General features: G+C 72.3%; 16 protein-coding genes. 10 read left to right on the plus strand and 6 right to left on the minus strand.

All coding sequences use genetic code 11. From position 1 onward, the window contains the following. Positions 1–32: 32 nt before the first annotated feature. The 3 genes from ADL15_RS35670 (at position 33) to ADL15_RS35680 (ending at position 4,529) form a co-directional block, all read left to right on the plus strand. The gene (locus ADL15_RS35670; RefSeq protein ID WP_067700604.1) at positions 33–3,065 is read left to right on the plus strand and encodes a DEAD/DEAH box helicase; all 3,033 of its coding nucleotides are present in this window, start codon (positions 33–35) and stop codon (positions 3,063–3,065) included. Further along, the gene (locus ADL15_RS35675) at positions 3,058–3,840 is read left to right on the plus strand and encodes an SWIM zinc finger family protein (protein ID WP_232344756.1); all 783 of its coding nucleotides are present in this window, start codon (positions 3,058–3,060) and stop codon (positions 3,838–3,840) included. The genes ADL15_RS35670 and ADL15_RS35675 overlap by 8 nt, the downstream gene beginning before the upstream one ends. An 83-nt stretch (positions 3,841–3,923) precedes the next feature. Next, positions 3,924–4,529: a hypothetical protein gene (locus tag ADL15_RS35680; RefSeq protein ID WP_067700611.1), complete on the plus strand. Its 606-nt coding sequence runs from the start codon at positions 3,924–3,926 to the stop codon at positions 4,527–4,529. Between the two features lie 56 nt (positions 4,530–4,585). Here the strand turns inward: ADL15_RS35680 and ADL15_RS35685 are convergent, their stop codons facing one another. From ADL15_RS35685 to ADL15_RS35695, 3 genes are all read right to left on the minus strand, one after another. Then, positions 4,586–5,995 (minus strand): SDR family NAD(P)-dependent oxidoreductase, encoded by a 1,410-nt coding sequence (locus ADL15_RS35685; RefSeq protein WP_067700614.1) that lies wholly within the window; start codon positions 5,993–5,995, stop codon positions 4,586–4,588. Between the two features lie 256 nt (positions 5,996–6,251). Further along, entirely contained in the window at positions 6,252–12,497 is a 6,246-nt protein-coding gene (locus tag ADL15_RS55905; protein WP_232344757.1) for an MMPL family transporter, read from the minus strand. Positions 12,498–12,554: 57 nt separating this feature from the next. After that, positions 12,555–13,328 (minus strand): hypothetical protein, encoded by a 774-nt coding sequence (locus tag ADL15_RS35695; RefSeq protein ID WP_067700700.1) that lies wholly within the window; start codon positions 13,326–13,328, stop codon positions 12,555–12,557. 240 nt (positions 13,329–13,568) lie between these two features. On the opposite strand from ADL15_RS35695, the gene ADL15_RS35700 reads away from it, so the two are divergent. Beyond that, a complete protein-coding gene (locus ADL15_RS35700; protein ID WP_067700616.1) occupies positions 13,569–14,162 on the plus strand; it encodes an FKBP-type peptidyl-prolyl cis-trans isomerase in 594 nt (197 codons plus the stop codon). Positions 14,163–14,221: 59 nt separating this feature from the next. Here the strand turns inward: ADL15_RS35700 and yaaA are convergent, their stop codons facing one another. After that, positions 14,222–15,031, minus strand: a complete 810-nt coding sequence (gene yaaA / locus ADL15_RS35705) for a peroxide stress protein YaaA (protein WP_067700619.1) — start codon at positions 15,029–15,031, stop codon at positions 14,222–14,224. 167 nt (positions 15,032–15,198) lie between these two features. Here yaaA and ADL15_RS35710 point away from each other — a divergent pair, with 167 nt between their 5' ends. Genes ADL15_RS35710 through ADL15_RS35720 form a run of 3 tightly spaced genes read left to right on the plus strand, consistent with a single transcriptional unit; the run spans position 15,199 to position 16,536 of the window. Beyond that, entirely contained in the window at positions 15,199–15,666 is a 468-nt protein-coding gene (locus ADL15_RS35710) for a hypothetical protein (RefSeq protein WP_067700621.1), read from the plus strand. After that, positions 15,666–15,887, plus strand: coding sequence for a helix-turn-helix transcriptional regulator (locus ADL15_RS35715; RefSeq protein WP_067700624.1), 222 nt, complete (start codon positions 15,666–15,668; stop codon positions 15,885–15,887). The genes ADL15_RS35710 and ADL15_RS35715 overlap by 1 nt, the downstream gene beginning before the upstream one ends. Continuing rightward, positions 15,874–16,536 carry a DUF4386 domain-containing protein gene (locus tag ADL15_RS35720; RefSeq protein WP_067700627.1) on the plus strand — a complete coding sequence of 221 codons (663 nt, stop codon included), beginning with the start codon at positions 15,874–15,876 and terminating at the stop codon, positions 16,534–16,536. The genes ADL15_RS35715 and ADL15_RS35720 overlap by 14 nt, the downstream gene beginning before the upstream one ends. Here ADL15_RS35720 and ADL15_RS35725 read toward each other — a convergent pair. Beyond that, the gene (locus tag ADL15_RS35725; RefSeq protein ID WP_067700630.1) at positions 16,499–17,092 is read right to left on the minus strand and encodes a TetR/AcrR family transcriptional regulator; all 594 of its coding nucleotides are present in this window, start codon (positions 17,090–17,092) and stop codon (positions 16,499–16,501) included. The genes ADL15_RS35720 and ADL15_RS35725 overlap by 38 nt on opposite strands. A gap of 147 nt (positions 17,093–17,239) precedes the next feature. Between ADL15_RS35725 and ADL15_RS35730 the strand changes: the two genes are divergently transcribed. Then, entirely contained in the window at positions 17,240–18,049 is an 810-nt protein-coding gene (locus ADL15_RS35730) for a class I SAM-dependent methyltransferase (RefSeq protein WP_067700633.1), read from the plus strand. A gap of 13 nt (positions 18,050–18,062) precedes the next feature. Then, positions 18,063–19,001, plus strand: coding sequence for an LLM class F420-dependent oxidoreductase (locus tag ADL15_RS35735; protein WP_067700636.1), 939 nt, complete (start codon positions 18,063–18,065; stop codon positions 18,999–19,001). Here ADL15_RS35735 and ADL15_RS35740 read toward each other — a convergent pair. Then, positions 18,991–20,628 (minus strand): copper resistance CopC/CopD family protein, encoded by a 1,638-nt coding sequence (locus tag ADL15_RS35740; RefSeq protein WP_067700639.1) that lies wholly within the window; start codon positions 20,626–20,628, stop codon positions 18,991–18,993. The two genes, ADL15_RS35735 and ADL15_RS35740, sit on opposite strands and share 11 nt — an antisense overlap. Positions 20,629–20,710: 82 nt before the next feature. Here ADL15_RS35740 and pgm point away from each other — a divergent pair, with 82 nt between their 5' ends. Then, positions 20,711–22,354: a phosphoglucomutase (alpha-D-glucose-1,6-bisphosphate-dependent) gene (pgm, locus tag ADL15_RS35745; protein ID WP_067700641.1), complete on the plus strand. Its 1,644-nt coding sequence runs from the start codon at positions 20,711–20,713 to the stop codon at positions 22,352–22,354. Positions 22,355–22,397 lie beyond the last annotated feature (43 nt).

The following is a 22,397-nucleotide window of genomic DNA, read 5'->3' on the forward strand; positions in this document are numbered from 1 at the left end:
ATCTGTCGGACGGTCGGCCTAGAGTCTTCCGGGTGCCGAGCTCCCTGCCTGTGGTCGACCAACCAGCCGTCGAGCCGGGCGTCCGTGTCCTGCACGGGTTCGTCTCCGCCGACGGCGGGCTGAACCTGTGGGCCGAGAGCGGCACGCCGATCGCGGTCCCGGCCGGCGCGGGCCGGGCGGCGCCGTGGCATCCGTTCGCGGTGCCCGCCGCCGGCCTGCCGCTCGGCGACCGGCGCGAGCCCGCCGTGCTGACCCTGCCGTCGACCGGGGCCGGCCCGCTGCCGTCGCCGCAGGTCGGGCTGCCACCGCGGCGCGGGGTGCGGCGGGCCCGGGCCTGGCGGGTGCCGGCCGTGGGCGTGCCGTTCCTCGACGCCGACCTGGCCGCCGAGTTCGACGGCCGGGTCTCGCCCGGGGTGCGCTGGCTGATCGAGCTGTGCGGGTTCGCCGCGAGCCTGGTCCGGCGCGGGCGGGTGCTGCCCGGCGTGCGGCTGGACGGTCCGCGCCCGGTGGCGTATTGGCGGCCGGTGCTGATCGGCGCGGACGCGGCCCGGCACGCCACCCTGCTCGAGCGGATGCCGCCGGCCTGCCGCGCCGAGACCCCCGGCCCGGGCACCAGCCTGTCCACCGCGCCCGTCCCGGCGGCCACCGGCGCGTTGCCACCGGAGGACCTGCTGGCCGTGGCGCTGGGCCGGCTCGTCGACGGCCTGGTGCGCACCCGGCTGGTCGAGGCCGGGGTGACCCCGGCCGCCGACGGCTGGCTCGGCGCGCTGACCGGTGAGCCCGAGTTCGACGCGCCGGCCGGGCGGCTCGACGAGCTGATCGGGGCGCTGGACGCCTGGTTCGCGCAGGCCGCCCGGGGTTCCGAGGTCCGGCTCTGCTTCCGGCTCAGCGACCCGCGGGAGCACGAGCCGGTGCTGCCCGGCGACGTGCAGCTGCCCGAGGGTGCCTGGCGGCTGGAGTTCCTGCTGCAGGCCGCGGACGAGCCGAGCGTGCTGGTCCCGGCCGCCGACGTGTGGCGCGACCGGTTCGCCCCGCTGCGCCGGTGGACGTCGTTCCCGCAGGAGCGGCTGCTCGCCGGGCTGGGCCGGGCCGCGCGGCTCTACCCGGCGCTCGGTGACGCGCTGCGCGAGGCACACCCGGCCGAGATGCTGCTGGACACCGAGGGCGCGCACGGCTTCCTCAGTCACGCCGCGCTGCTCGAGGAGTCGGGGTACGGCGTCCTGCTCCCGGCCTGGTGGCGGCGCCGGTCCGGGCTGGGGCTGTCGCTGCACGTGCGCTCACCGGAGCCGATCGCGCCCGTGCTGAAGGACCGCACCACCGGGCTGCGCGACATCGTCGACTACCGGTGGGGGCTGGCGCTCGGCGGCCGGACGCTCACCGAGGACGACCTGGCCGACCTGTCCCGGGCCAAGGTGCCGCTGGTCAAGCTGCGCGGCCGCTGGGTCTTTCTCGACCCGGAGCGCCTCGCCGCCGGGCTGGCGTTCCTGGCCCGCGGCGGCGGCACCATGACGGCCGGCGACGCGCTGCGGGTGACCCGGTTGCTGCCGCCCGAGGAACTGCCGCTGCCGGTCACCGATGCGCGCGGCGAGGGCTGGCTGGCCGACCTGCTGCGCGGGGAGCTGGACGAGCGGCTGGAGCTGCTCGCGCCGCCCGCGGGGTTGACGGCGGTGCTCAGGCCGTACCAAATAAGGGGTTTCTCCTGGCTGGCCTTCATGGATTCGCTCGGGCTGGGCGCGTGCCTGGCCGACGACATGGGGCTGGGCAAGACGATTCAGCTGCTCACCCTGCTGCTGCACCGGCGGGACGGTCCGGCGCTGCTGATCTGCCCGCTGTCGGTGCTGGGCAACTGGCAGCGGGAGGCCGAGCGGTTCGCGCCGGAGCTGCGGGTGCGGGTGCTGCACGGCGCCGACCGGACCCTTGACGTCACCGGCACCGACCTCGTGCTGACGACGTATGCCACGGCGGTGCTCGACGCCGACGCGCTGGCCGGGATCGACTGGGACCGGGTGGTGCTCGACGAGGCGCAGCACATCAAGAACAGTGCGGGGGCGGCGGCCCGGGCGGTGCGGCGCTTCCCGGCCCGCAACCGGATCGCGCTGACCGGCACCCCGGTGGAGAACCGGCTGGCCGAGCTCTGGTCGATCCTGGACTTCGTCAATCCGGGCGGGCTCGCCTCGGCGCACACGTTCCGGGCCCGGTTCGCCGTGCCGATCGAACGGTACGAGGACGAGGAGGCGGCCGCCCGGCTGCGGCAGGCGACCCGGCCGTTCCTGCTGCGGCGCACCAAGGCCGACCCCGGCATCGCCGGTGACCTGCCGTCGAAACGGCACGTCCGGCACCTGTGCGGGATGACCACCGAGCAGGTCAGCCTCTATCGCGCCGTGCTCGACGAGCTGCTGGACCGGCTCGGCGAGCCGGGGGAGACCCGCCGCAAGGGCCTGGTGCTGGCCGCGATGACCAAGCTTAAACAGGTCTGCGTGCACCCGGCGCTGCTGCTCAAGGACGGTTCGCCGCTGCCGGGCCGATCCGGCAAGGTCGACCGGCTCGAGGAGATCGTTGATCGGGCTCTGGGCGGTGGGGAGAGCGCGCTGGTCTTCACCCAGTTCGCCAAGTTCGGCGGGATGCTCGCGCCGCACCTGGCCGCGCGCTTCGGGGTGGACGTGCCGTTCCTGCACGGCGGCACCGCGCGCGGCGCCCGGGACGCGATGGTGGAGACGTTCCAGCAGGCGCAGCGGCCGGGGGTGTTCGTGCTGTCGCTGAAGGCCGGCGGCACCGGGCTCAACCTGACCGCCGCCAACCACGTGGTGCACGTCGACCGCTGGTGGAACCCGGCCACCGAGACCCAGGCCAGCGACCGCGCGTTCCGGATCGGGCAGCGCCGCGACGTGCATGTGCACACCCTGGTCTGTCTCGGCACCCTGGAGGAGCGCATCGACCAGCTGCTGTCCGACAAGGGCGTGCTGGCCGAGCGGGTGGTCGGCTCCGGCGAGGGCTGGCTGACCGCGCTGTCCACCAGCGAGTTGCGTGACCTGTTCGCACTGGCACCGGAGGCGATCGTTGACTGAGCCACGCACCGACTTCGCGCCCGCTTTCCTGGGCATGTTCGAGTCCCTGCGGATGGGGCCGACGTTCGCGCGCGGCCGCCGCGACGAGCGGGCCGGGCACGTCCGCAGCCTGACCGTCTCCAGCAGCCTGGCCGTCGCCATGGTCCGCGGCCCGGAGGACCCGGCCGCGTTCCGCTCCCGGATCGCGGTCCGGGCGTTCGGCGCGGCCGGCTGGGCCCGGGTGGAGGCCGCCCTGGTCAAGGAGGCCCGGTTCGTCGCCGGGCTGCTCGACGGACGGATGCCGGCCGGGATCGAGGCGGTCTTCACCGCGGCCGAGCTGACCCTGCTGCCGCTCTCGCTGGACGAGGTGGCGATGGACTGCTCGTGCGAGCGCTGGCCGATGCCGTGCGCGCACCTGGCCGCGACGTGTTACGCGCTGGCCCGGCTGTTCCAGGAGGACCCGTTCGAGGTGTTCGCCTGGCGCGGGCGGCACCGCGACGAGCTGCTGATGCGGCTGCGGCGGCTCCGCGAGTCGGCCGCGGTCGAGGGGCTCGTCGAAAAACCTCCGGTGAAGGAGGAGATCCCTCTTGTCGATCCGGCCGACCTGGACGGATTCTGGGGCCGCGAGCTCGATCTCGGCGAGACACCCGAGGAGACCTTCAGCGGGCGCTCCGACGCGCTGCTCGATCAGCTCGACCCGCCGGACCTCACCCACCACGGGCGTCCCGTAAACGAGGTTCTTCGCCCGGCATTCCGCGCCCTTTCGGACCCCGAGGGGGTCGGCCGAACGGATTAGTTAGCCGGAAACGCTGAAAGCCCTCGGACAGCCGTGATGCGCTAAGGACGCAAAGCCGTTATGTCCGAAATAAGGTGTGTGAGATGAACAAGGCACAGCGTTTCTTCGCGCTCGCCGGCATGGGTGTCGCTGCCGGCGCGATGATCGGCATGGGCCCGGCACAAGCTGCCCCGTCCACGACCACGTCGGCGTCCGGCGGTGGAAGAACCATCCAGGCGTCGGACTGGGATGACAACTACGTGGTCGGCTACTACCGCACCGAATGGTCGTGCGAGCGGGCCGGCTGGACCGGTCAGCGCAACGGCGCCTGGGACGGCTACGACTGCGACCCGACCCGTTACAGCGGGCGCGGCTGGGTGTTCCAGCTGGTCGTGGACGAGGACTCCTGGCAGTGGAACGACTGGGACGGCCCGTGGCCGGGGGACTGGCCGTACCGGCCGGACTACGCGGGCACGTCGTTCCACGTGCGTGGGATGCACGGCCACGTGAAGGGGCATGGCCAGCACGGGCACGGCCCGAAGGACTGGGACGGCCCGAAGGGCGGCCCCAAGGGTCCGAAGGACTGGGACGGTCCGAAGGACTGGGACGGTCCGAAGGGCGGCCCCAAGGGTCCGAAGGACTGGAAGGACGGACCCAAGGACGGTCCGGACAAGCACGACGGTGACATGAAGGGCTGGCCGAAGCCGTAATCGGGCTTCTGTCGATGGGACCGCGGGCCACAACAGGTGGCCCGCGGCCTTTTTTGTCACCAGTCGACCGGCACGTAGTCCTTGAGGAAGCAGCCGTAGACGTCCTCGCCCTGCTCGCCGCGCACGATCGGGTCGTACACCCGGGCCGCGCCGTCGACCAGGTCCAGCGGGGCGTGGAAGCCCTCCTCGTGCAGCCGCATCTTCGTCGGATGCGGGCGCTCGTCGGTGATCCAGCCGGTGTCGACGCTGGTCATCAGGATGCCGTCGGCGAACATGTCGACCGCGCTGGTGCGGGTCAGCATGTTCAGCGCGGCCTTCGCCATGTTGGTGTGCGGGTGGCCGGCGCCCTTGTAGCCGCGCTTGAAGATGCCCTCCATGGCGGAGACGTTCACGATGTACCGCCGGGGGAACGGCGACGCGGTCATGGCCGGCCGCAGGCGGCTGACCAGGATGAACGGCGCCGTCACGTTGCACAGCTGCACCTCGAGCAACTCGAGCGGGTCGACCTCGTGGACCCGGTCGCTCCAGCTGTTCGTCGGCGTGACGTCCGGCACCAGGCCGCCGGCGTCGATCTCGACCGACCGCGCGGTCAGTGCCATCTCGGTGATCTGCTGCGGGGTGAGCTGGCTGACGCCGCTGGTCAGAGCGGCCGCCGGCGACGTGCCGACGGTGCCGAAGAACTCCAGCTCGGGCAGCGGCCCGGACGGCAGCGGCTGGGACTCGGCGGCGGCGATCGCGGCGTAGGAGCCGGCCGTCCGTCGTACCGTCTGTGCCGCATTGTTGACCAGGATGTCCAGCGGGCCGTGCGCCGCGACCGAATCGGCCAGCCCGACCACCTGCGCCGGGTCGCGCAGGTCGATCCCGACCACCCGCAGCCGGTGCAGCCAGTCCGCGCTGTCCGGCATCGCGGTGAACCGCCGCACCGCGTCGTGCGGGAACCGCGTCGTGATGGTCAGATCCGCGCCGTCGCGCAGCAGCCGCAGCGCGATGTACATGCCGATCTTCGCCCGTCCGCCGGTGAGCAGCGCCCGCCGCCCGGTCAGGTCGGTGCGCGCGTCCCGGCGCTCGTGGTTCAGCTTCGCGCAGTCCGGGCAGAGCTGGTGATAGAACGCGTCCACCACGGTGTAGCGCTGCTTGCACACGTAACAGCCACGCGCCTGCTTCAGCACCCCGGCGGTCGCCCCGACGGTCGCGCTGGTCAGCGGGATCCCGGCGGTCTCGTCGTCGATCCGTCCCGGCGCGCCGGTCGCGGTCGCCTCGGTCACCGCCTTGTCGTTGGCGAGCACCGCCTGCCGCCGCTCCTTGCGCCGCTGGATCTTGGTGCTCTTGAACAGGCCCGCGGTCGCGCGCCGTAACCGCACCGCGTCCGGGTGCTCCGGCGGCAGAGCCTCCGCCTCGGCCAGCACGGCGAGACAGACCGCCATGCGGTCCGGTTCCACGCCCACGGTCGGGTCACTGCCGGTCATCCGTTACTTCTCCCTCGTCGGCGCAGTTGCCGCCAGGCACTGTATTACGCTGCGCCCCCATCGGCCGCCGCGCGCGTCCCGCAAAGGATCCCGGTCACCGTCCGCTCTTCTCTCCCGGTCCTTTTCCGGTACGCCCATGGTGGCCCCGGCCACCATGAGAACGCACCTACCCGCGAGAACGTCACGAGGTTCGCTGCACCGGCCGGGAAAGGCGATGCGCGCCCAGGGGTGCTGGGCGCGCATCGGTGTTCGTGGTTCACTCCGCGACCGGGTCCCGGCCCTCGTTCCGGTCCTGCGAGCGGTCGGCGGACGCGGGAGCGCCGTTGACCGGTCCCTCGTTCGGTGTGCCGCTGCGGGTGGGGCCGCCGTTCGCCGGGCGTGACCGGTCGTGGTCGGCCAGGGTGGCCGGCCGCCGGACCGGAGCCGGCGGGGTTCCCCCGGTCATCCAGTCGTCCAGGGTCTGCGGGCGGAGTGCGCCCGAGCTGACCGGGCGGTTGTCGCCGCCTTGCAGGTCGTCGAGGTTCCGCGGCCGGAGTGCGCCCGAGCTGACCGGGCGGTTGTCGCCGCCTTGCAGGTCGTCGAGGTTCCGCGGCCGGAGTGCGCCGGAGCTGACCGGGCGGTTGTCGTCGAGGCTCTCCGGGCGGCTTCCGTGCAGCCACTCGTCAAGCGTCTGCGGCCGTCGTCCCGGCACGGAGCTGACCGGCACGGAGCTCACCGGAACGGAGCTGACCGGAATGGAGCTGACCGGCACCGGACTGACCGGCGGGAGGTCGCCCAGCGTCTGTGGTCGCCGGCCGTAGGCAGGCGCACTGACCGGCGCGACCGCCGGGGTCCCGGCACCGGCCGGATCCGGTTCGTCCGCGGCGTGGTCACCATTCTCAGCGGCCCACTCGGGAATCATCGGGGCGGCGTCCGATTCAGCCCGTTCCACGGTGTCGTCCGGCTCGGCCGGTGACGTCTCCGGTTCGACCTCCGCAGGCACGCTCTCCGCGGCCTGCGAAGCCACCCGTTCGGGTTCCTCCTCGCTCGGCGTGGTGCCGGGCGTGGCGGTCGGCGCTTCGGTGGCGGGCAGCGCCGGAGCAGTGGCCCGCTCGTCGGATGCGGAGGCGTCGGTCTCGAGACCCGGCGAGTGAGAGCTCTCGGCCGATACCGGCTGTTCCTCGGCGTCCGCCACGCCGTCCTCAGCCGCTACCTCATCCGTGGCCTCGGTGGGCACTGGGGCGGTGACGGGCTGCTCGCCGGTGATGCCGGTGGATTCCGCCGTGGCGGCCGGCTCCTCGAGCGGCGCCGGTTCGGCGCGCCGGCGGGCCGGCACGGGGAAGTCGCCAAGGGTCGCCGGACGGCTCGCTCGCTCGGCCGGAACGTCCGGCGTCGACGAACTGTCCGACCCGGCAGGCTCGGTGGACCTGGCGCCGAGCCAGTCATCGAGCGTCCGCGGCCGCCGGGCCGCGGGTTGCTCGGCGACGGCCGGTTCCGGCGAAGCCGGTCCGGTCGAAAGGGCACCTGCCACCAGGCCGGCTTCGCCGGCCGGATCCTGAACAACCAGGCCGGCCGAAAGCGCGTCACCGGTCGGCTCCTCGGCGACCGGGTCGATCCGCAGGTCGTCAGCGGCCGGTTCCGTAGTGTCCGTGGTCGCCGTCAGGGGGTCAGTGGCCGGTTCCGCAGCGACCGTGGTCGCTGGCAGGCGGTCGGCGGCGGGTTCCGGAGCAACCGGCGTGCCGGCCTGCTCGCTGGTGGCAGGCTCAGGGATGACCTCGATGCGGGCCTGCTCGCCGACAACCGATTCGGTGAGACCGGCGACAGGTTCGTCGAGACCAGCGACAGGTCCGCCGAGGTCAGCGACAGGTTCGTCGAGGTCAGCGACTGGCTCGTCGAGGTCAGCGACTGGCCCTGCGAGGTCAGAGTCCGGTTCGTCGAGGTCAGCGGCCGGTTCGGCGAGGTCAGTGGCTGCTGTGGTGAGTGCGGCGGCAGTGTCGGTGCCCGGTGCCTGGTCGTCGGCTGACGGCTCCGTGCCGGAGGTTTGCCCGGCGGTGGTGTCGGCCGCAGCCGCCGGCTCGGTCTCCGCGTCGGCGAGCCAGGGGAAGTCCGAACCCGAAGTGGCGGCGGGAGCCTCGGCGCTGCCGACGATACCGGCGATCCGGGGATCGGACATCCAGGTGAACGCGTCCGCGACCTCGGCCGGAATCGCACTGACCGGAACAACGTCAGCCACCGGGACCGCAGCCATCGGGACCACAGCCACCGGCTCGTCCGCAGCCCGGACGTCCTCAGCTGCCGTTTCGTCCCGATCCGTCAGTCCGGCCGAAGCATCCTGGTCCGCAGCGACCACGTGGTCTGCGTCAGCCGCCTCGTCCTCGGCGGCGTGGGCCGCCGCAACCACCTGATCCGCCGCAACCACCTGATCTGCCGCAACCACATGATCCGCCGCGGCCGCCTGGTCCGCGGCAACGGCCTGATCCGCCGGTACAGCCTGTCCCGCAGCGTCCTCGGGGTCCGGCTGGTCGACAGGGCCCCGCCGGGCCGCAGCGTCCGTCTCAGCGGTGCGAGCAGCCTCATCTGCGGGGTCGGACGCGTCCGCCACGGCAACCGGGTCGGCCTGGAGGCCTTCGTCCGCCGGGGCAAGCGGGTCGGCCTGGCGGTCTTCGTCCGCCGGGGCAAGCGGGTCGGCTTGAAGGTCCTCGTCCGCCGAGGCGACCGGGTCGGCCTGGCGGTCTTCGTCCGCCGGGGCAAGCGGATCGGGCTCGGGGGAGAGCGCCTGGCCCCCTGCGGACGATGACTCCTCCGCAGGTGATGACGCTTCGGTGAGCGACGGCGTCTCCGGCGAGGAAACGTCGGCGGCCTGCCGGGTCCCGGGCGGGTCGGCGGCGACCGCCTCGGCGCCGGCGGCCAGGGTGGCCTCGACCCGGGCCCAGAGTGCGTCGCTGTCGAGCGGCTCCGAAGGCGGTTCTGAAGTCGCGTCCGAACGGGGTTCCGGAGTCGGCTCGGCATTCACCTCTGCGGAATCGTCCGCTGGTGCCTCGGTGTTCGCGTCCTCGCTGCCGGGAGCGTGCGCCACCGAGAAGTCCTCGGCCGGGGCGGTCGGCGTGTCCTGAGCGGCCGAGACCGGGGAACCATCCTCGAACGAGACATCGGTGGCCGAGCCGGTCCGGGCTGCGAGCGGCCCGGTCTCCTCGAGCGGGGAACCGTGTGCGGCCGCCGTCTCGCTGAAGAGCGGAGTGGGCATCCCCTCGGTGAGCCGGTTGAAGGCGTGCGCCGAGGCGGCTTCGCTGAACAGCGGAGGCACCTCCTCGCCGGGCGCGGGTTCGATCCCGGGCACGCTCGGCGCGGAACCCTCCGAGTAGATCGGAAGAGCCTGAGTGCGGTCCTCGGCCCCGAGCCCGGCAGGCACGGAGCTGCCCGCCTGCCCGTCGCCGGAGGCGATGGGCAGAGGCCCGGACAGGTTGGCGGCATCGTCGGCGGGTTCCGCGGAATCGGCACTGATGCGCGGCGCCTCGTCCCCGGCGGTGGTCAACGGATCAGCGCCGAACAGGCCCGCTTCGTCCTCGGTGGTGGCCAGGGGACTGGCGCTGACCGGTGTCACCTCATCGTCGGTGGTGACCAGCGGACTGGTGCCGGACGGTTCGTCACCGGCCGAGGCCCGGAACGTGATGTCGGAAGGCGCCGCATCATCCGGGTCGGCGGTGGGGGCAGGCTTCTCCCGGCTGGAGATGATCGGCATGACCTGCGTGGCATCGTCGGCCGGAGCCGGAGCATCGTTCTCGCTGAGGGAATCGAGCGGCGCCGGACCACCCTCGGCATCTGCCGGGACAGCCGGAACCTCCGCGCCCGCTCCGATGGATGCGTCCGAGATGATGGGAAGGATCTGAGTGCGGTCGGCCCCACCCTCGACGGCTGCGGCGTCGCCGTCCGCCTCGGTCGAGCTGCCGTCGGTCGACGAGCCGATGCCCCCGGACTCCCCGGAGCCGGCAGCGGAAGCGAGGCCGGAGCCGGCAGCGGCAGCGAGGCTGGAGTCAGAGTCGGCAGCGGTCCTGGAGCCGGAGTCGGCAGCGATCCCGTCGGACGGTGCGGTCTCATCGCCCCAGACGATGATCGAGGTCTCGTCCGGAGCCGTGACCAGGGAATCTTCGCTGGGCTCGATGATCGGCAGCAGCGTCGTGGCCTCATCTGCCCCGGCGAACGAGCTCCCTCCGGCCGTATGCGCCGCCACGGCCGAGTAATCCAGGATCTCGGTCTCCGCCCCGACCCCGGAGGACGAGACCGCGCCGGGGGACGAGACAGCGGACAAGACGGCGGACGAGATCGCGGACGAGACGGCGGGCGAGATCGCAGACGAGACGGCGGGCGAGACCGCGGCCGAGGGCAGAGCCGGGGCCGCGGAAGCGACAGCCAGCGATTCCTCCCCCGCGTGCTCCGCCAGCCCCACCCGCTCCTGCAGTCGTCGCAGCGGCCCCGGAGCCCACCACGCCGCGTTCCCCAGCAGAGCCAGCACCGCCGGCACCAGCAGCATCCGGACCACCGTCGCGTCCAGGACCAACGCGATGATCATGCCGACGCCCACGAAGCGCATCGTCGTCACCGTCGACAGCGCGAACGCGCCGGTCACCACGATCAGCAGCAGCGCCGCCGCGCTGATCACCCGGCCGGTCCGGGTCAGGCCGGTGGTGACCGCCTCCTCGGTGGTCGCGCCCTTGGCCCGGGCCTCGACCATCCGGGACAGCAGGAACACCTCGTAGTCGGTGGACAGGCCGAACACCACGGCCGCCATCAGCACCACGATCCCGGCTTCCAGCGGCGCCGGGGTGACGTTCAGCAGGCCGGACAGGTGGCCCTCCTGGAACAACCAGACCAGCAGGCCGAACGTGGCGCTGAGGCTGAGAGCGCTCATCACCACCGCCTTGATCGGCAGCAGGATCGAGCCGAAGGCGAAGAACATCAGCAGCAGGGTGGCGCCGGCCAGCAGGCCGATCATCAGCGGCAGTTTGTCGCCGATCGCCTCGAGGCTGTCCACGTTGCGGGCCGTGACACCGCCGACCAGGATCTGGCCGCCGTCCGGTGGCTGCAGCGCGCGGATGTCGTCGACCACCTGGCGGGCCGTCGAGCTGAACGCGTCGGTGCTGGTCAGCGCCGCGTTGAAGACGGTGACGTCCTCGGCGGCGCCGCCCGGGCTGACCGAGGCCACCCCGGGAATCTTGGCGAGCTGCGCGGCGAAGCCAGGAGCCTCACCCCGCACCACGACCTGCACGCCGTCGCTGCTGAACTGCGGGTACGACGCCTTGAGCGTCTCCACCGCGATCCGGGACGGGTCGCTGGCGGGCAGCACCCGCTCGTCGTTCTCGCCGAACCGGACGTTCGCGATCGGCAGCGCCAGCACGATCAGGCCGGCCAGGATCGGGACCACCACGACGATCGGGCGGCGCAGCACGAACCCGGCGAGCCGCTGCCAGCCACCACCGTCCTCGGAGCCGCCGCGCCGGCCGGGGAGCCGGATCGGGAGCTTGTCGACCCGCGGGCCGAGGATCGCCAGGACCGCCGGGAGCAGGGTGAGCGAGAGCAGCATGGCGAAGAAGACGGCGGCGAGGCCGCCGTACGCCAGGGACTTGAGGAAACCCTGCGGGAAGAGGAGCAGGCCGGCCAGGGCGGTCATCAGCAGGGTCGCCGAGAAGAGCACGGTACGCCCGGCGGTCGCCACGGTACGCCGTACCGCCTCGTCCGGGTCGTGCCCGGCGGCCTGCTCCTCGCGGAACCGGCCCACCATGAACAGCCCGTAGTCGATCGCCATGCCGAGCCCGAGCAGGCTCGCCACGTTCACCGCGAACGAGTTGACCTCGTGGGTCAGCGCGACCGCGTGCAGCACGCCGAGCGAGCCGAGCACCGCGGCGCCACCGACCAGCACCGGCAGGGACGCGGCCACCAGCGAGCCGAAGATGAACAGCAGCAGGATCAGCACGATCGGCAGCGAGATCAGCTCGGCCGATCCGAGGTCGTCGGTGGAGCGCTTGTTCGAGGTGTGCGTGAGCGGGATGCCGCCGGCCAGTTGCACGGTGGCGCCGTCGAGCGCGAATCGGGCCTGTACCGCGTCGTACGCGTCAGTCTTGTCCGCGTCGTCCTCGCCGGCCAGCGTGATCACCGCAACCGCGCTGGATTTGTCCTTCGCGGCGTAAGCCGCGTTCTTGGCGTCCCAGTACGACACGACCGCCGTGACCGAGCTCTTCGGCAGCGACGCCAGTCGATCCCGGATCCGCTTGCCCAGCGCCGCGTCGTTGATCGTGGTGCCCGCGACCGGGGTGTAGATGGCGATGACGTCACCGCCCTGGCCACCGATCGCCTCGGCGACCACGTCGGCGGCCCGCGCCGACTCGCTCGCGGGATCGTTGTAGCCCCCCTCGGTGAGCTGTCCGAAAACGCCCATCCCCCAGACACCGGCGCTGAGCACCGTCACCAACGTGACGATCAGCACCGGCCAGCGGAGGCGGGCGACCCGCGATCCCCAGCCCGCGAACACCCTGTTCCCCTTTCCCGGTGGCGGTCGTGCCACGCACCGGTACGTCAATGAACGTGCCTATTCGAGAGTCGCGGCCTGCAGCGCTACTCCACCGCAGTCCGTGTCGAACGACTTCTCGGTGATCCACTCAATGGAGATCTTGCCAGGACCGGTGGCCCGGTAGTCGACCGTGTATTGCTTGGTCGCCAGCGAGGTACCGCGCTGGGTGAGCCGGGTGGTGACGGTCGTGCCGCCGGTGGTGAGCTTCAGGGTCAGCAGACCCTGCGCGCCGGACGCGCCCAGATAGAGCCGCAGGGTGTGCAGATCGGTGGTGGCCGGCGCCGAGAGGGTGAAGCCGTTGTCCGCCCCGCAGGTGCGGATCCCGCTGGTGGCGCCGCTGTTGCCGGCCGCCGGGGTGCCGCCGGTCCAGGTGAACCGTTGTGGGCTGAGCGTGTGCCGCTGCCGGGGCGCACTCGGGGTGCCCTCGAGGATCGCGAAGCCACCCTTGGCCGAGCGTTCCAGCGAGTACGGCCCCAGCTCGCCCCAGTGCACCCAGTCGATCGTGCCCTCGTCGTCCAGGTCGACCCGGTCCGGCACCGGGCCGGACTCGATGACGATCGAGTTCACCGGCGCGGGACTCGTCGAGACGGACGGGCTGGGCAGCGGGATCGGCACCTGGTCGACAGGTGGTTCGGTGACCGCGCCGATCACCTGGGCGGTGTCGGGCTTCCCGTCCGGGCGGTTGGCCTTGATGATCAGGCCGACGGCGACCACGACGAGAACGCCGATCAGGATCACCACGGCGGGGCCGAGGTGTTCCCGCCAGCGTGGCATGCCGGGCTTCAACAGCACGTCCGGCACCTCGGGGCGTCGACGACGGCGCAACGATTCTCCAGGGGGCGAGCCGGGTTATCGGACGAGGGCGGGTGAAACGATCTCATCTTCTTCGCGAGGGGTGAAGGGCGGGTGCGGGTACGGCCCATACGGTTGATCATCCCCATCGGCGATTCGGCGGAGGTTCTTCGCGGCATTCCTCCCGGCTCCGAGTACGGTGTCCGGAGTTTCCGATCTGATCATCGAGGAGCATGACGCATGAGTGACCAGTCCGCCGCGGCGAGCAAACGTCGCAGTCAGGCGATCATGGGCGGGGTGGCCGGGGCGCTCGTCTTCGTCGTCCTGGCGATCGTGTTCTTCGTGGTCCGTTCCGGTGACGACGACAAGCAGCCCACCGCGACGAACGCGGCCGCGACCCAGGAGGCGTTGCCGCCGTCGGCGCCGGTCGTCACCGAGCCGGCCACGTCCGCTCCGGCCGCCGCGACCGGCACGGACGGGCTGTCGCCGGAGCTGCAGAAGGAGCCGGACGTCAAGGCGGGCACCGGTGGCCCGCTCACCAAGCTGGTCATCACCGAGCTGGTGAAGGGGACCGGCCCGGTGGTCTCCTCCGGTCAGACGGTCACCTTCAACTACAAGCTGATCCCGTTCACCGGCGGCGCCGTGATCGACTCCTCCTGGAGCCGCAACGAGCCGTTCACCTCGGTGATCGGCGCGGGTCAGCTGATCAAGGGCTGGGACCAGGGCATCCCGGGGCAGAAGGTGGGCAGCCGGATCCAGATGGACGTGCCGTCCGCGCTCGCGTACGGGAAAGGTGATCTCCGCTTCGTCGTCGACATCCTCGCCGCGCAGTAGTCATCGGCCGGCTCTCAGGGGTGCCTGACGCGCAGCGAGGCACCCCTGAGCACCAGCCGCTAGAGTTCCGCGACGACGACGTCGAGCTGGCGGGGCCGGCCGGCCGCGACCGGTCGCTCCTCGACGGTGAACTTCAGGTCGCGCAGCGCGCTGACCAGCTCGTCCACGCTCTCCGGCTTCGCGCTTTCGGCCGCCAGCGCCCGCACCAGCCGTCCCTTGGTCGCCTTGTTGAAGTGGCTCACCACCGACCGCTTCGCCACGCCCCCGACCACGCGCTCGTGCAGCACCCGCAGCGCCGCCACCCGATCCGCTGACTCCGCCGGCGGCGCCCACATCGCCGCATAGGCGCCGGACCGCAGGTCGAGAACGGGTCCGCCGGCCGCTGCCGGATCGAGCGCCTTTCGCAAATTCTTCTTCCAGTACGCGGTGAGCCCACCGACCGGCGCGGGCAACGACACGCCCACCGAGCACCGGTACGCCGGGATCAGGTCACCGAGCCGCACCACGCCCCACAGCCCGGAGAACACCACGGCCGACCCGTGCAGCCACGTGCGCGCGTCGTCGTCGAGCGTCCCGGCGTCGAGGGCCTCGTAGAGCACGCCGGTGTACACCGCGCCGGCCGGCCCGGCGGGCGCCTCGGGAAGTTCCGCGTTCCGGGCGATCTCCCCGCGCTGGCCCTCGCTGAGCCCGAGCACCGCGAGCGAGTCGGCCACCGAGCGCGCGCTGCCGCGCCGGCACATCGCCACCAGTTTGTTCAGCACCCGGGTGCGGGCGGCGCCCAGCTCGGGCAGCCACAGCTGGGTCGGATCCACCGGAGAACCGGTGGTGGCGGGGGTCTTCCCCTCGGACGGCGGCAGCAGGATCAGCACGCCGCGAGACTAACCGCCGAGCGGCCGCGGCCCTGGCGCGACCCGCTGCCCCAGGCGCCCGGCCGGCCGAAGATGTCAAAGATGTTTGACTTCCCGCCCAGGAAGGGCCTACCTTCGTCATGTCAAACATTTTTGACTTCGGGACAGGTCGACTGGGGGAGAGGGTCATGGACGACGACGAACCGCTGCGCACCACGCGGGAGGAGCGCCACGTCTGGGCCGGCCTGATCGCGATCACGCTGGCCTCGGCGGTCTACTACGTGCGGATCGTGCCGGAGCTGCTGCACACCCCGGCCGCGGACGTCTCCTGGGTCGCGCCGATGTTCTGGTCGATGTTCGGCGGCGTGGTGGGCACCGTTCTCGCCGTGGTGGTGGCCGAGGTGATCGTCGGGTTCCGCGGCCGCGACGACTGCGAGCCGGACGGCGTCACCGTCGACGTGCGGGACCAGGAGATCGACCGGCGCGGTGGCCGCTTCGCGCTTCCGTTCATGGGTGTGGGTCTGGGCGTCGCGCTGATCCTGGCGTCGAAGGACGTGGACGGCTTCTGGATCGGCAACGCGGTGTTCCTCTGCAGTCTGGCCGCCACGATCGCCGAGGCGGTCGTCAAGCTGCGGCTCTACCGACGGGGCTTCTGATGGCCCCGAAACCCACGAAGGTCACCAACCGGATCCGGGCCCTGCGCGCCGGCGCCGGTGGGATGACCCAGGCCGATCTCGCCCGCGAGCTGGGCGTGACCCGGCAGACCGTGATCGCCATCGAGCAGGGTCGTTACTCACCCTCGCTGGAGCTGGCCTTCCAGATCGCCCGGATCTTCCGGCAACCCTTGGACGAGGTATTTCAGTATGACGAAGCCTGACATCTCGTACGCGAAAGCGGCGGGCCTCTCCTATCTCGGTCTGGCCGTTTTCGGACTGCTGGGCCACCTGATCATTCAGAGCCGGCTGCATGTCGCCGGCGACGCGGCCGCGACCACCGCGAACCTGCTCGCCCATCCGACGCTGGCCGGTCTCGGCGTCGCGGCCGACGTCGGCGTGGTGCTCACCCAGGCCCTCGCGGCGCTCTGCTTCTTCCGGCTGTTCCGCCCGGCCGGTGACCTCGCGGCCGCCTCGATCGCCGCGTTCGGCCTGGTCAACGCGATCGTCGTGCTGATCGCCACGATCTTCTCGGCGACCGCGCTCACGGTGGTCCGGGCCGGCGGCACGCTGGCGGGCCTTCCGCTGTACGAGCTGAACGGCACCGCCTGGACGCTCGGCGGCCTGTTCTTCGGCCTGTGGCTGATCCCGATGGGCCTGCTGACCCTGCGCACCACGGTGATGCCCCGCGCCCTCGGCCTGCTCCTGATCGCCGGCGGCGCCGGTTACGTCCTCAGCGCGTTCGTGGCCCACCTGGCCGCCGACACCACGGTCCTGACCGGCCTGCTGGCCGTCCCGGCCTCGATCGGCGAGTTCTGGATGATCGGCTACCTGCTCATCCGAGGCGGCCGCCTGAGTTCAGCACCGAGCTGACCATGCGGCCCACCGCCTCCTCGTCCGGCCGGGCCCCGGTCCGGTCGGCGAAGAGCAGGTGGCCGGTTCCGATCAGCATGGCGGCGAGCGTGTCCACGTCGGCACCGGCCGGGACGCGGCCCCGCTCGCGCTCGGCGGCCAGGTACCCGGCGATCATCTCGGCCGCTTCGGTCAGCACCGGCACCCCGGCCGGCCAGGTGTGCCGGAGCCGGGCCCGCAGCTCGTCGCGGAACGTGATCAGCGCGACGATCGCCACCGCCACCGAGCCGAACACCGCGATCAGGGCGGCGGTCAGGTTCCCGGCCACGGTGCCGCTGCCGGCCGCCGAGCGCAACGCGGCCGCCTCCGGGGCGAGCCGTTCCACCCGGTCCAGCACGTAGTCGGCCAGGAACGCGTCGAAGTCGTCGAAGTGCCGGTGCAGCACACCCTTGGCGCAGCCGGCCTCGGTGGTCACCGCCCGGCTGGTCAGCCCGCTCGGCCCGTCCCGCAGCAGGATCCGGTCGGCGGCCTCGAACAGCTGACGGCGGACGTCACGGAGGGCAACCCCTGTCGGCACCGGCGTTCCCTTCTGCGCTGACCCGCTCCGGCCCGCGGCCGAGCCCCTGGCGGCGCGGCCGGGTCTCGAGTCCCGCGGCCTGGCGTGCGGGCCGCCCGGTCAATTTACCGGGTTCCCGAGTGGGCGCTTGCCCATTAGAGTGGGCGCATGCCCACTCAGCCGGAGATCCATCAGCTGCGCCAGGCCGCCGAGTCGTTCGGCGTCGATCCCGAGCGGTATGACCGGACCCGCCCGCCCTACCCCGCCGAGCTGCTCGACCGGATCCTGGCGGCCACACCCGGCCGGGCGGTGCTGAATCCCGGCTGCGGCACCGGCATCGAGTCCCGGCAGCTCCAGGCGGCCGGGTGCACCGTGCTCGGCGTCGAGCCGGACCCGCGGATGGCCGCGTTCGCCCGCGGCGCCGGCCTGGACGTCGAGGTCGCCACGTTCGAGGAGTGGGAGCCGGCCGGGCGGCGGTTCGACCTGGTCACGGCGGGGACTGCGTGGCACTGGATCGACCCGGTGGCCGGCGCGGCGAAGGCGGCCGGGGTGCTGCGGCCGGGTGGGCGGCTCGCGCCGTTCTGGCACGCGTTCCGGCTGCCGGACGAGGTGACGGCCGCGGTGGGTGCGGTCTACCGGCGGCTGCTGCCGGACTCGCCGTTCCAGCTCGGTGCGGTGCCGGCCGGCTCGGCGCTGGACGGGTACCAGCCGATCCTGACCCGGGCGGCGGACGGGATCCGCGCGGCGGGCGGCTTCGGCGAGCCGGAGCAGTGGCACGTGGACTGGGAGCGGACGTACACCCGGGACGAGTATCTGGACCAGATGCCGACCTCGGGGGCGCTGACCCGGCTGCCCGCGGAGCAACTCGCCGAGCTCACCGGGGCGGTCGGCGCGGTGATCGACGAGCTGGGCGGGAGTTTCGTGATGGCGTACACATCGGTTGCCGTCACCGCGGTCCGCGCGGAAACCGCGGCCTGAATAGGGTTACCGGATGCAGCTGCGAATCTTCACGGAACCGCAGGAGGGTAACTCCTACGACCACCAGCTGGCGCTGGCGCGCCGAGCCGAGGAGTGCGGCTTCGACGCGTTCTTCCGCTCGGATCACTACCTGGCCCAGACCGACTGGAGCGACGGCCTGCCCGGCCCGACCGACTCCTGGATCACCCTGGCCGGACTGGCCCGGGAGACCCGCCGGATCAGGCTCGGCACCCTGGTCAGCTCGGCCACCTTCCGCGACCCGGCGGTGCTCGCGCTGACCGTCGCCCAGGTCGACCTGATGAGCGGCGGCCGGGTCGAGCTGGGCCTCGGCGCGGGCTGGTTCGAGGCCGAGCACCGGGCGTTCGGGCTGGACTTCCCGGACACCGTGACCCGCTTCGAGCGGCTCGAGGAGCAGCTCGAGATGATCACCGGGCTGTGGGAGGTGCCGGTGGGGGAGAAGTACACCTTCACCGGGCAGCACTACCAGGTCACCGACTCGCCGGGCCTGCCGAAGCCGGCGCAGCACCCGCACCCGCCGGTGATCATCGGGGGCAAGGGCAAGGCGCGCACCCCGGCGCTGACCGCGGAGTACGCCGCCGAGTTCAACGCGCCGTTCACCTCGGTCGAGGAGACCGCGGCCCTCTACGACCGGGTCCGCGCCGCCTGCACCGCGATCGGCCGGGACCCGGCGACGCTCACCCTCTCGATGGCGCACGCCACCATCGTCGGCAGCACCGACGCCGAGGTCGAGCGGCGGCTCACCGCCTACGGCAAGGACGCCGCCCACCTGCGCGAGCACGCCCTGGTCGGCTCGCCCGCGCAGGTCGCCGACCAGCTCGGGCGGTACGCCGAGCTCGGGATGACCCGCGCCTATCTCCAGATCATCGACCAGACCGACCTGGACCACCTGGACCTGATCGCGGCCGAGGTGGCGCCCCAGCTCACGACGTAGGCGGCACGGTCACCGTGGTCTTCACGGTGGCCCGGTTCAGGTCGTCGACCCGGATGGTGAAGGCCACCTCGTACGTCCCGGGCAGCGGGAACGCGATCGAGCCGAGCGCGTGGTGCGGCGGGTTCAACCCGAGCAGCGGCTCCTTCACCGCCTCCAGGCCCTGGCCGACCAGCTGGGTGCTGACCTCCCACTCCGCGGGCGGCAGCGGCTTGCCCTCCGGGGTGTAGAGGAACGCGTGCACGGTGTTGTACTCGCCCAGCTCGACCGGGTAGATGTTGAACTGCAGCGTGTAGAGCGGGCAGGTCAGCGTCTCGGAGACGCCGACACCGGTGACCGCGCCGTCCTTGGCCCCGGCGGTGCGGCCCGGGTCGACCTGCACCAGCACCGCGCTCATCGCCAGGATCACCACGGTCGCCAGCACCTCGATGCCGACCGTGCGGCGCAACCCGTTCCCGGCGTTCGACGTCCGGACGAACCGGCGCGCGCCGGCCGCGGCGGCCAGCACCAGGACCAGCACGCCGAGCTTGGCGAGCAGCAGGCGGCCGTACCCGGTCTGCACCAGCGCGGCCGGCGTGCCGACCTGCACCACGGCCTGCACGGTGCCGGCCATCGCCAGCCAGATCACCGACAGGGCGGCCCAGCGGGACCAGACCGGCAGGATCACGCCGAGCACCCGGCGGTCGGTGCCGCGCAGCAGGAACCCGGCCAGGGTGACCAGGCCGCCCAGCCAGATCGCCATGGCGGCCAGGTGCACGACGCCGACGGTGACCGTCACGGCGGGGAGCGGAGCGGCGATGGCGTGCCCGGTGAGCGGCCAGGTGGCCAGGCCGGCGAAACCGAGCAGGATGACGGCAGCGCCTTGAGAGCGGCCGGCCGCACCTTTCACAACCGCAGGCAGGAGCACGGCGAGCAGGAGAAGCACACCCAACCTGGCCAGCAGGGTGAGCCCGAACTGACTTCTGGCCACCTCACCCAGCTCGACCGCGGAGACCTGCCAGAGCGCGGCGCCGCTGCCCTGCTGGGCCTGTGTGCCGAGCGCGCCCAGCGTCGCGACAGCGGTCAGCCCCAGCCCGATCCGGACCAGCCGGATCGCCCCGGTGCGGGAGCGGCGGCGCGGCCAGAGCAGCGCCAGGAACATTGCCGGGCCGACCGCGAGGGTGATCCCCGCGTACCCGAGGAATTTGAATGTGGGGACAGCGATCCGGACCGACGGATGGGTCCCGGTGGTGGTGGCGGCCTCGGGTCGCGCCGACGGCGCGCCGACCGAGAACGTGATCGCGCCGCCCACCGGGTGACTGTCCGCGGAGATCACCCGGAAGCTGATCAGGTACGTCCCGAGCGGCCGTTTCGCCGCGCGGACCGGGATGTGCAGCACCGCGCCACGGGCCACGGCCAGGCCGGAGATCCGTTCGCCGTCCGGCGCGATCACCTGCACCCGGCCGCTGACCGGGGTGATCGACTCGCTGAACATCACGGTGATCTCGGTCGGCGAGGCGCCCACCACGCTGCCCGGCGCCGGGGTCGAACCGACCGTGGCGGCGTGCGCAAGAGCCGGGTCCGGAGCCGCCAGAAGGGCTCCCAGCGCCACGAGGAGCAGCAAGAACAGGCGCGGAAGTTTCCCGGTCACGCAGGATAGTTCGGATGGGGGTGCGGAAAGGTTCAAGAGACCGTCCGCTGGATACCATCCGAACACACCCCGAGGAGGCCTCATGTCCGTCCATTCCCGTGCCGGTCGGCCCGCCGAGCCGTCCGATCTGATCGACGTGCCGAAGGTCGTCTCCCGCTATTACACCGAGCACCCGGATCCGGCCGAGGCCGGGCAGCGGGTCGCGTTCGGCACCTCCGGCCACCGCGGTTCGAGCATGCGGACCGCGTTCAACGAGGACCACATCGCGGCGACCAGCCAGGCGATCGTCGAATACCGCCGTGAGCAGGGCACCCACGGCCCGCTCTTCCTGGGCCGGGACACCCACGCACTCAGCGAGCCGGCCCAGGTGACCGCGCTGGAGGTGTTCGCCGCCAACGACGTCACCGTGCTGATCGACAGCCGGGACGGGTACACGCCGACCCCGGCGGTCTCGCACGCGATCCTGCGCTACAACCGTTCGTCGACCAAGCACAAGGCCGACGGCGTGGTGGTCACCCCGTCGCACAACCCACCGGACGACGGCGGGTTCAAGTACAACCCGCCGAACGGCGGCCCGGCCGACACCGACGCCACCAAGTGGATCCAGGACCGGGCGAACGCGCTGATCGCGGCCGGGCTCAAGGACGTCCGCCGGGTGAGCGCGCCGCGGGCCCGCGAGTCGGCCACCGTCTCCGGGTACGACTTCCTGGCCACCTACGTCGACGACCTGCCGTCCGTGATCGACCTCGAGGCGATCCGCGCCGCCGGGGTGCGGATCGGGGCCGACCCGCTCGGCGGGGCCAGCGTCGCGTACTGGGGGGAGATCGCCCAGCGGCACGGGCTGGACCTGACCGTGGTGAACCCGGTTGTCGACCCGACGTTCGGTTTCATGACCCTGGACTGGGACGGGAAGATCCGGATGGACTGCTCGTCGCCGTACGCGATGGCGTCCCTGATCGCGCAGAAGGACCGTTTCCAGATCGCCACCGGCAACGACGCCGACGCCGACCGGCACGGCATCGTGACGCCGGACGGCGGCCTGATGAACCCGAACCACTACCTCGCGGTCGCCATCGACTACCTGTTCCGGAACCGGACCGGCTGGCCGGACACCGCCGGCATCGGCAAGACCCTGGTCTCCTCCTCGATGATCGACCGGGTCGCCGCCGACCTGGGCCGCCGCCTCGACGAGGTGCCGGTCGGCTTCAAGTGGTTCGTGCCCGGCCTGCTCGACGCGTCGATCGGCTTCGGCGGCGAGGAGAGCGCCGGCGCCTCGTTCCTGCGCCGCGACGGCCAGGTGTGGAGCACCGACAAGGACGGCATCCTGCTCGACCTGCTGGCCTCCGAGATCATCGCGGTCACCGGCACGACGCCGAGCGAGCACTACGCGGCGCTCACCTCGCGCTTCGGCAGCCCGGCCTACGCCCGGATCGACGCGCCGGCCAGCCGCGAGGAGAAGGCGGTCCTCGGCAAGCTGTCGCCGGATCAGGTGACCGCGAAGGAACTGGCCGGCGACCCGATCACCGCGGTGCTGACCAGCGCGCCCGGCAACGGCGCGGCGATCGGCGGCCTCAAGGTGGTGACCGCCAACGGCTGGTTCGCCGCCCGCCCGTCCGGCACCGAGGACGTCTACAAGATCTATGCGGAGTCGTTCCACGGCGCCGACCACCTGGCCCGGATCCAGGAGGAGGCCCGCGGGGTGGTGTCCGCCGCTCTTCAGCGCTGAAAAGGGTTTGCCTCAGGTTCCACCGGGTCCCGCCGACGGTAAA

It is taken from the genome of Actinoplanes awajinensis subsp. mycoplanecinus, from assembly GCF_001509495.1.
Classification (GTDB): Bacteria; Actinomycetota; Actinomycetes; order Mycobacteriales; family Micromonosporaceae; genus Actinoplanes; species Actinoplanes palleronii.

What these genes read in the sequence shown, in the direction of transcription:
- ADL15_RS35680 (WP_067700611.1), top strand. Translation starts at nt 3,924, where the DNA reads ATGAACAAGGCACAGCGTTTCTTCGCGCTCGCCGGCATGGGTGTCGCT.
- ADL15_RS35685 (WP_067700614.1), bottom strand. Translation starts at nt 5,995, where the DNA reads ATGACCGGCAGTGACCCGACCGTGGGCGTGGAACCGGACCGCATGGCG.
- ADL15_RS35700 (WP_067700616.1), top strand. Translation starts at nt 13,569, where the DNA reads ATGAGTGACCAGTCCGCCGCGGCGAGCAAACGTCGCAGTCAGGCGATC.
- ADL15_RS35710 (WP_067700621.1), top strand. Translation starts at nt 15,199, where the DNA reads ATGGACGACGACGAACCGCTGCGCACCACGCGGGAGGAGCGCCACGTC.
- ADL15_RS35715 (WP_067700624.1), top strand. Translation starts at nt 15,666, where the DNA reads ATGGCCCCGAAACCCACGAAGGTCACCAACCGGATCCGGGCCCTGCGC.
- ADL15_RS35720 (WP_067700627.1), top strand. Translation starts at nt 15,874, where the DNA reads ATGACGAAGCCTGACATCTCGTACGCGAAAGCGGCGGGCCTCTCCTAT.
- ADL15_RS35730 (WP_067700633.1), top strand. Translation starts at nt 17,240, where the DNA reads ATGCCCACTCAGCCGGAGATCCATCAGCTGCGCCAGGCCGCCGAGTCG.
- ADL15_RS35735 (WP_067700636.1), top strand. Translation starts at nt 18,063, where the DNA reads ATGCAGCTGCGAATCTTCACGGAACCGCAGGAGGGTAACTCCTACGAC.
- pgm (WP_067700641.1), top strand. Translation starts at nt 20,711, where the DNA reads ATGTCCGTCCATTCCCGTGCCGGTCGGCCCGCCGAGCCGTCCGATCTG.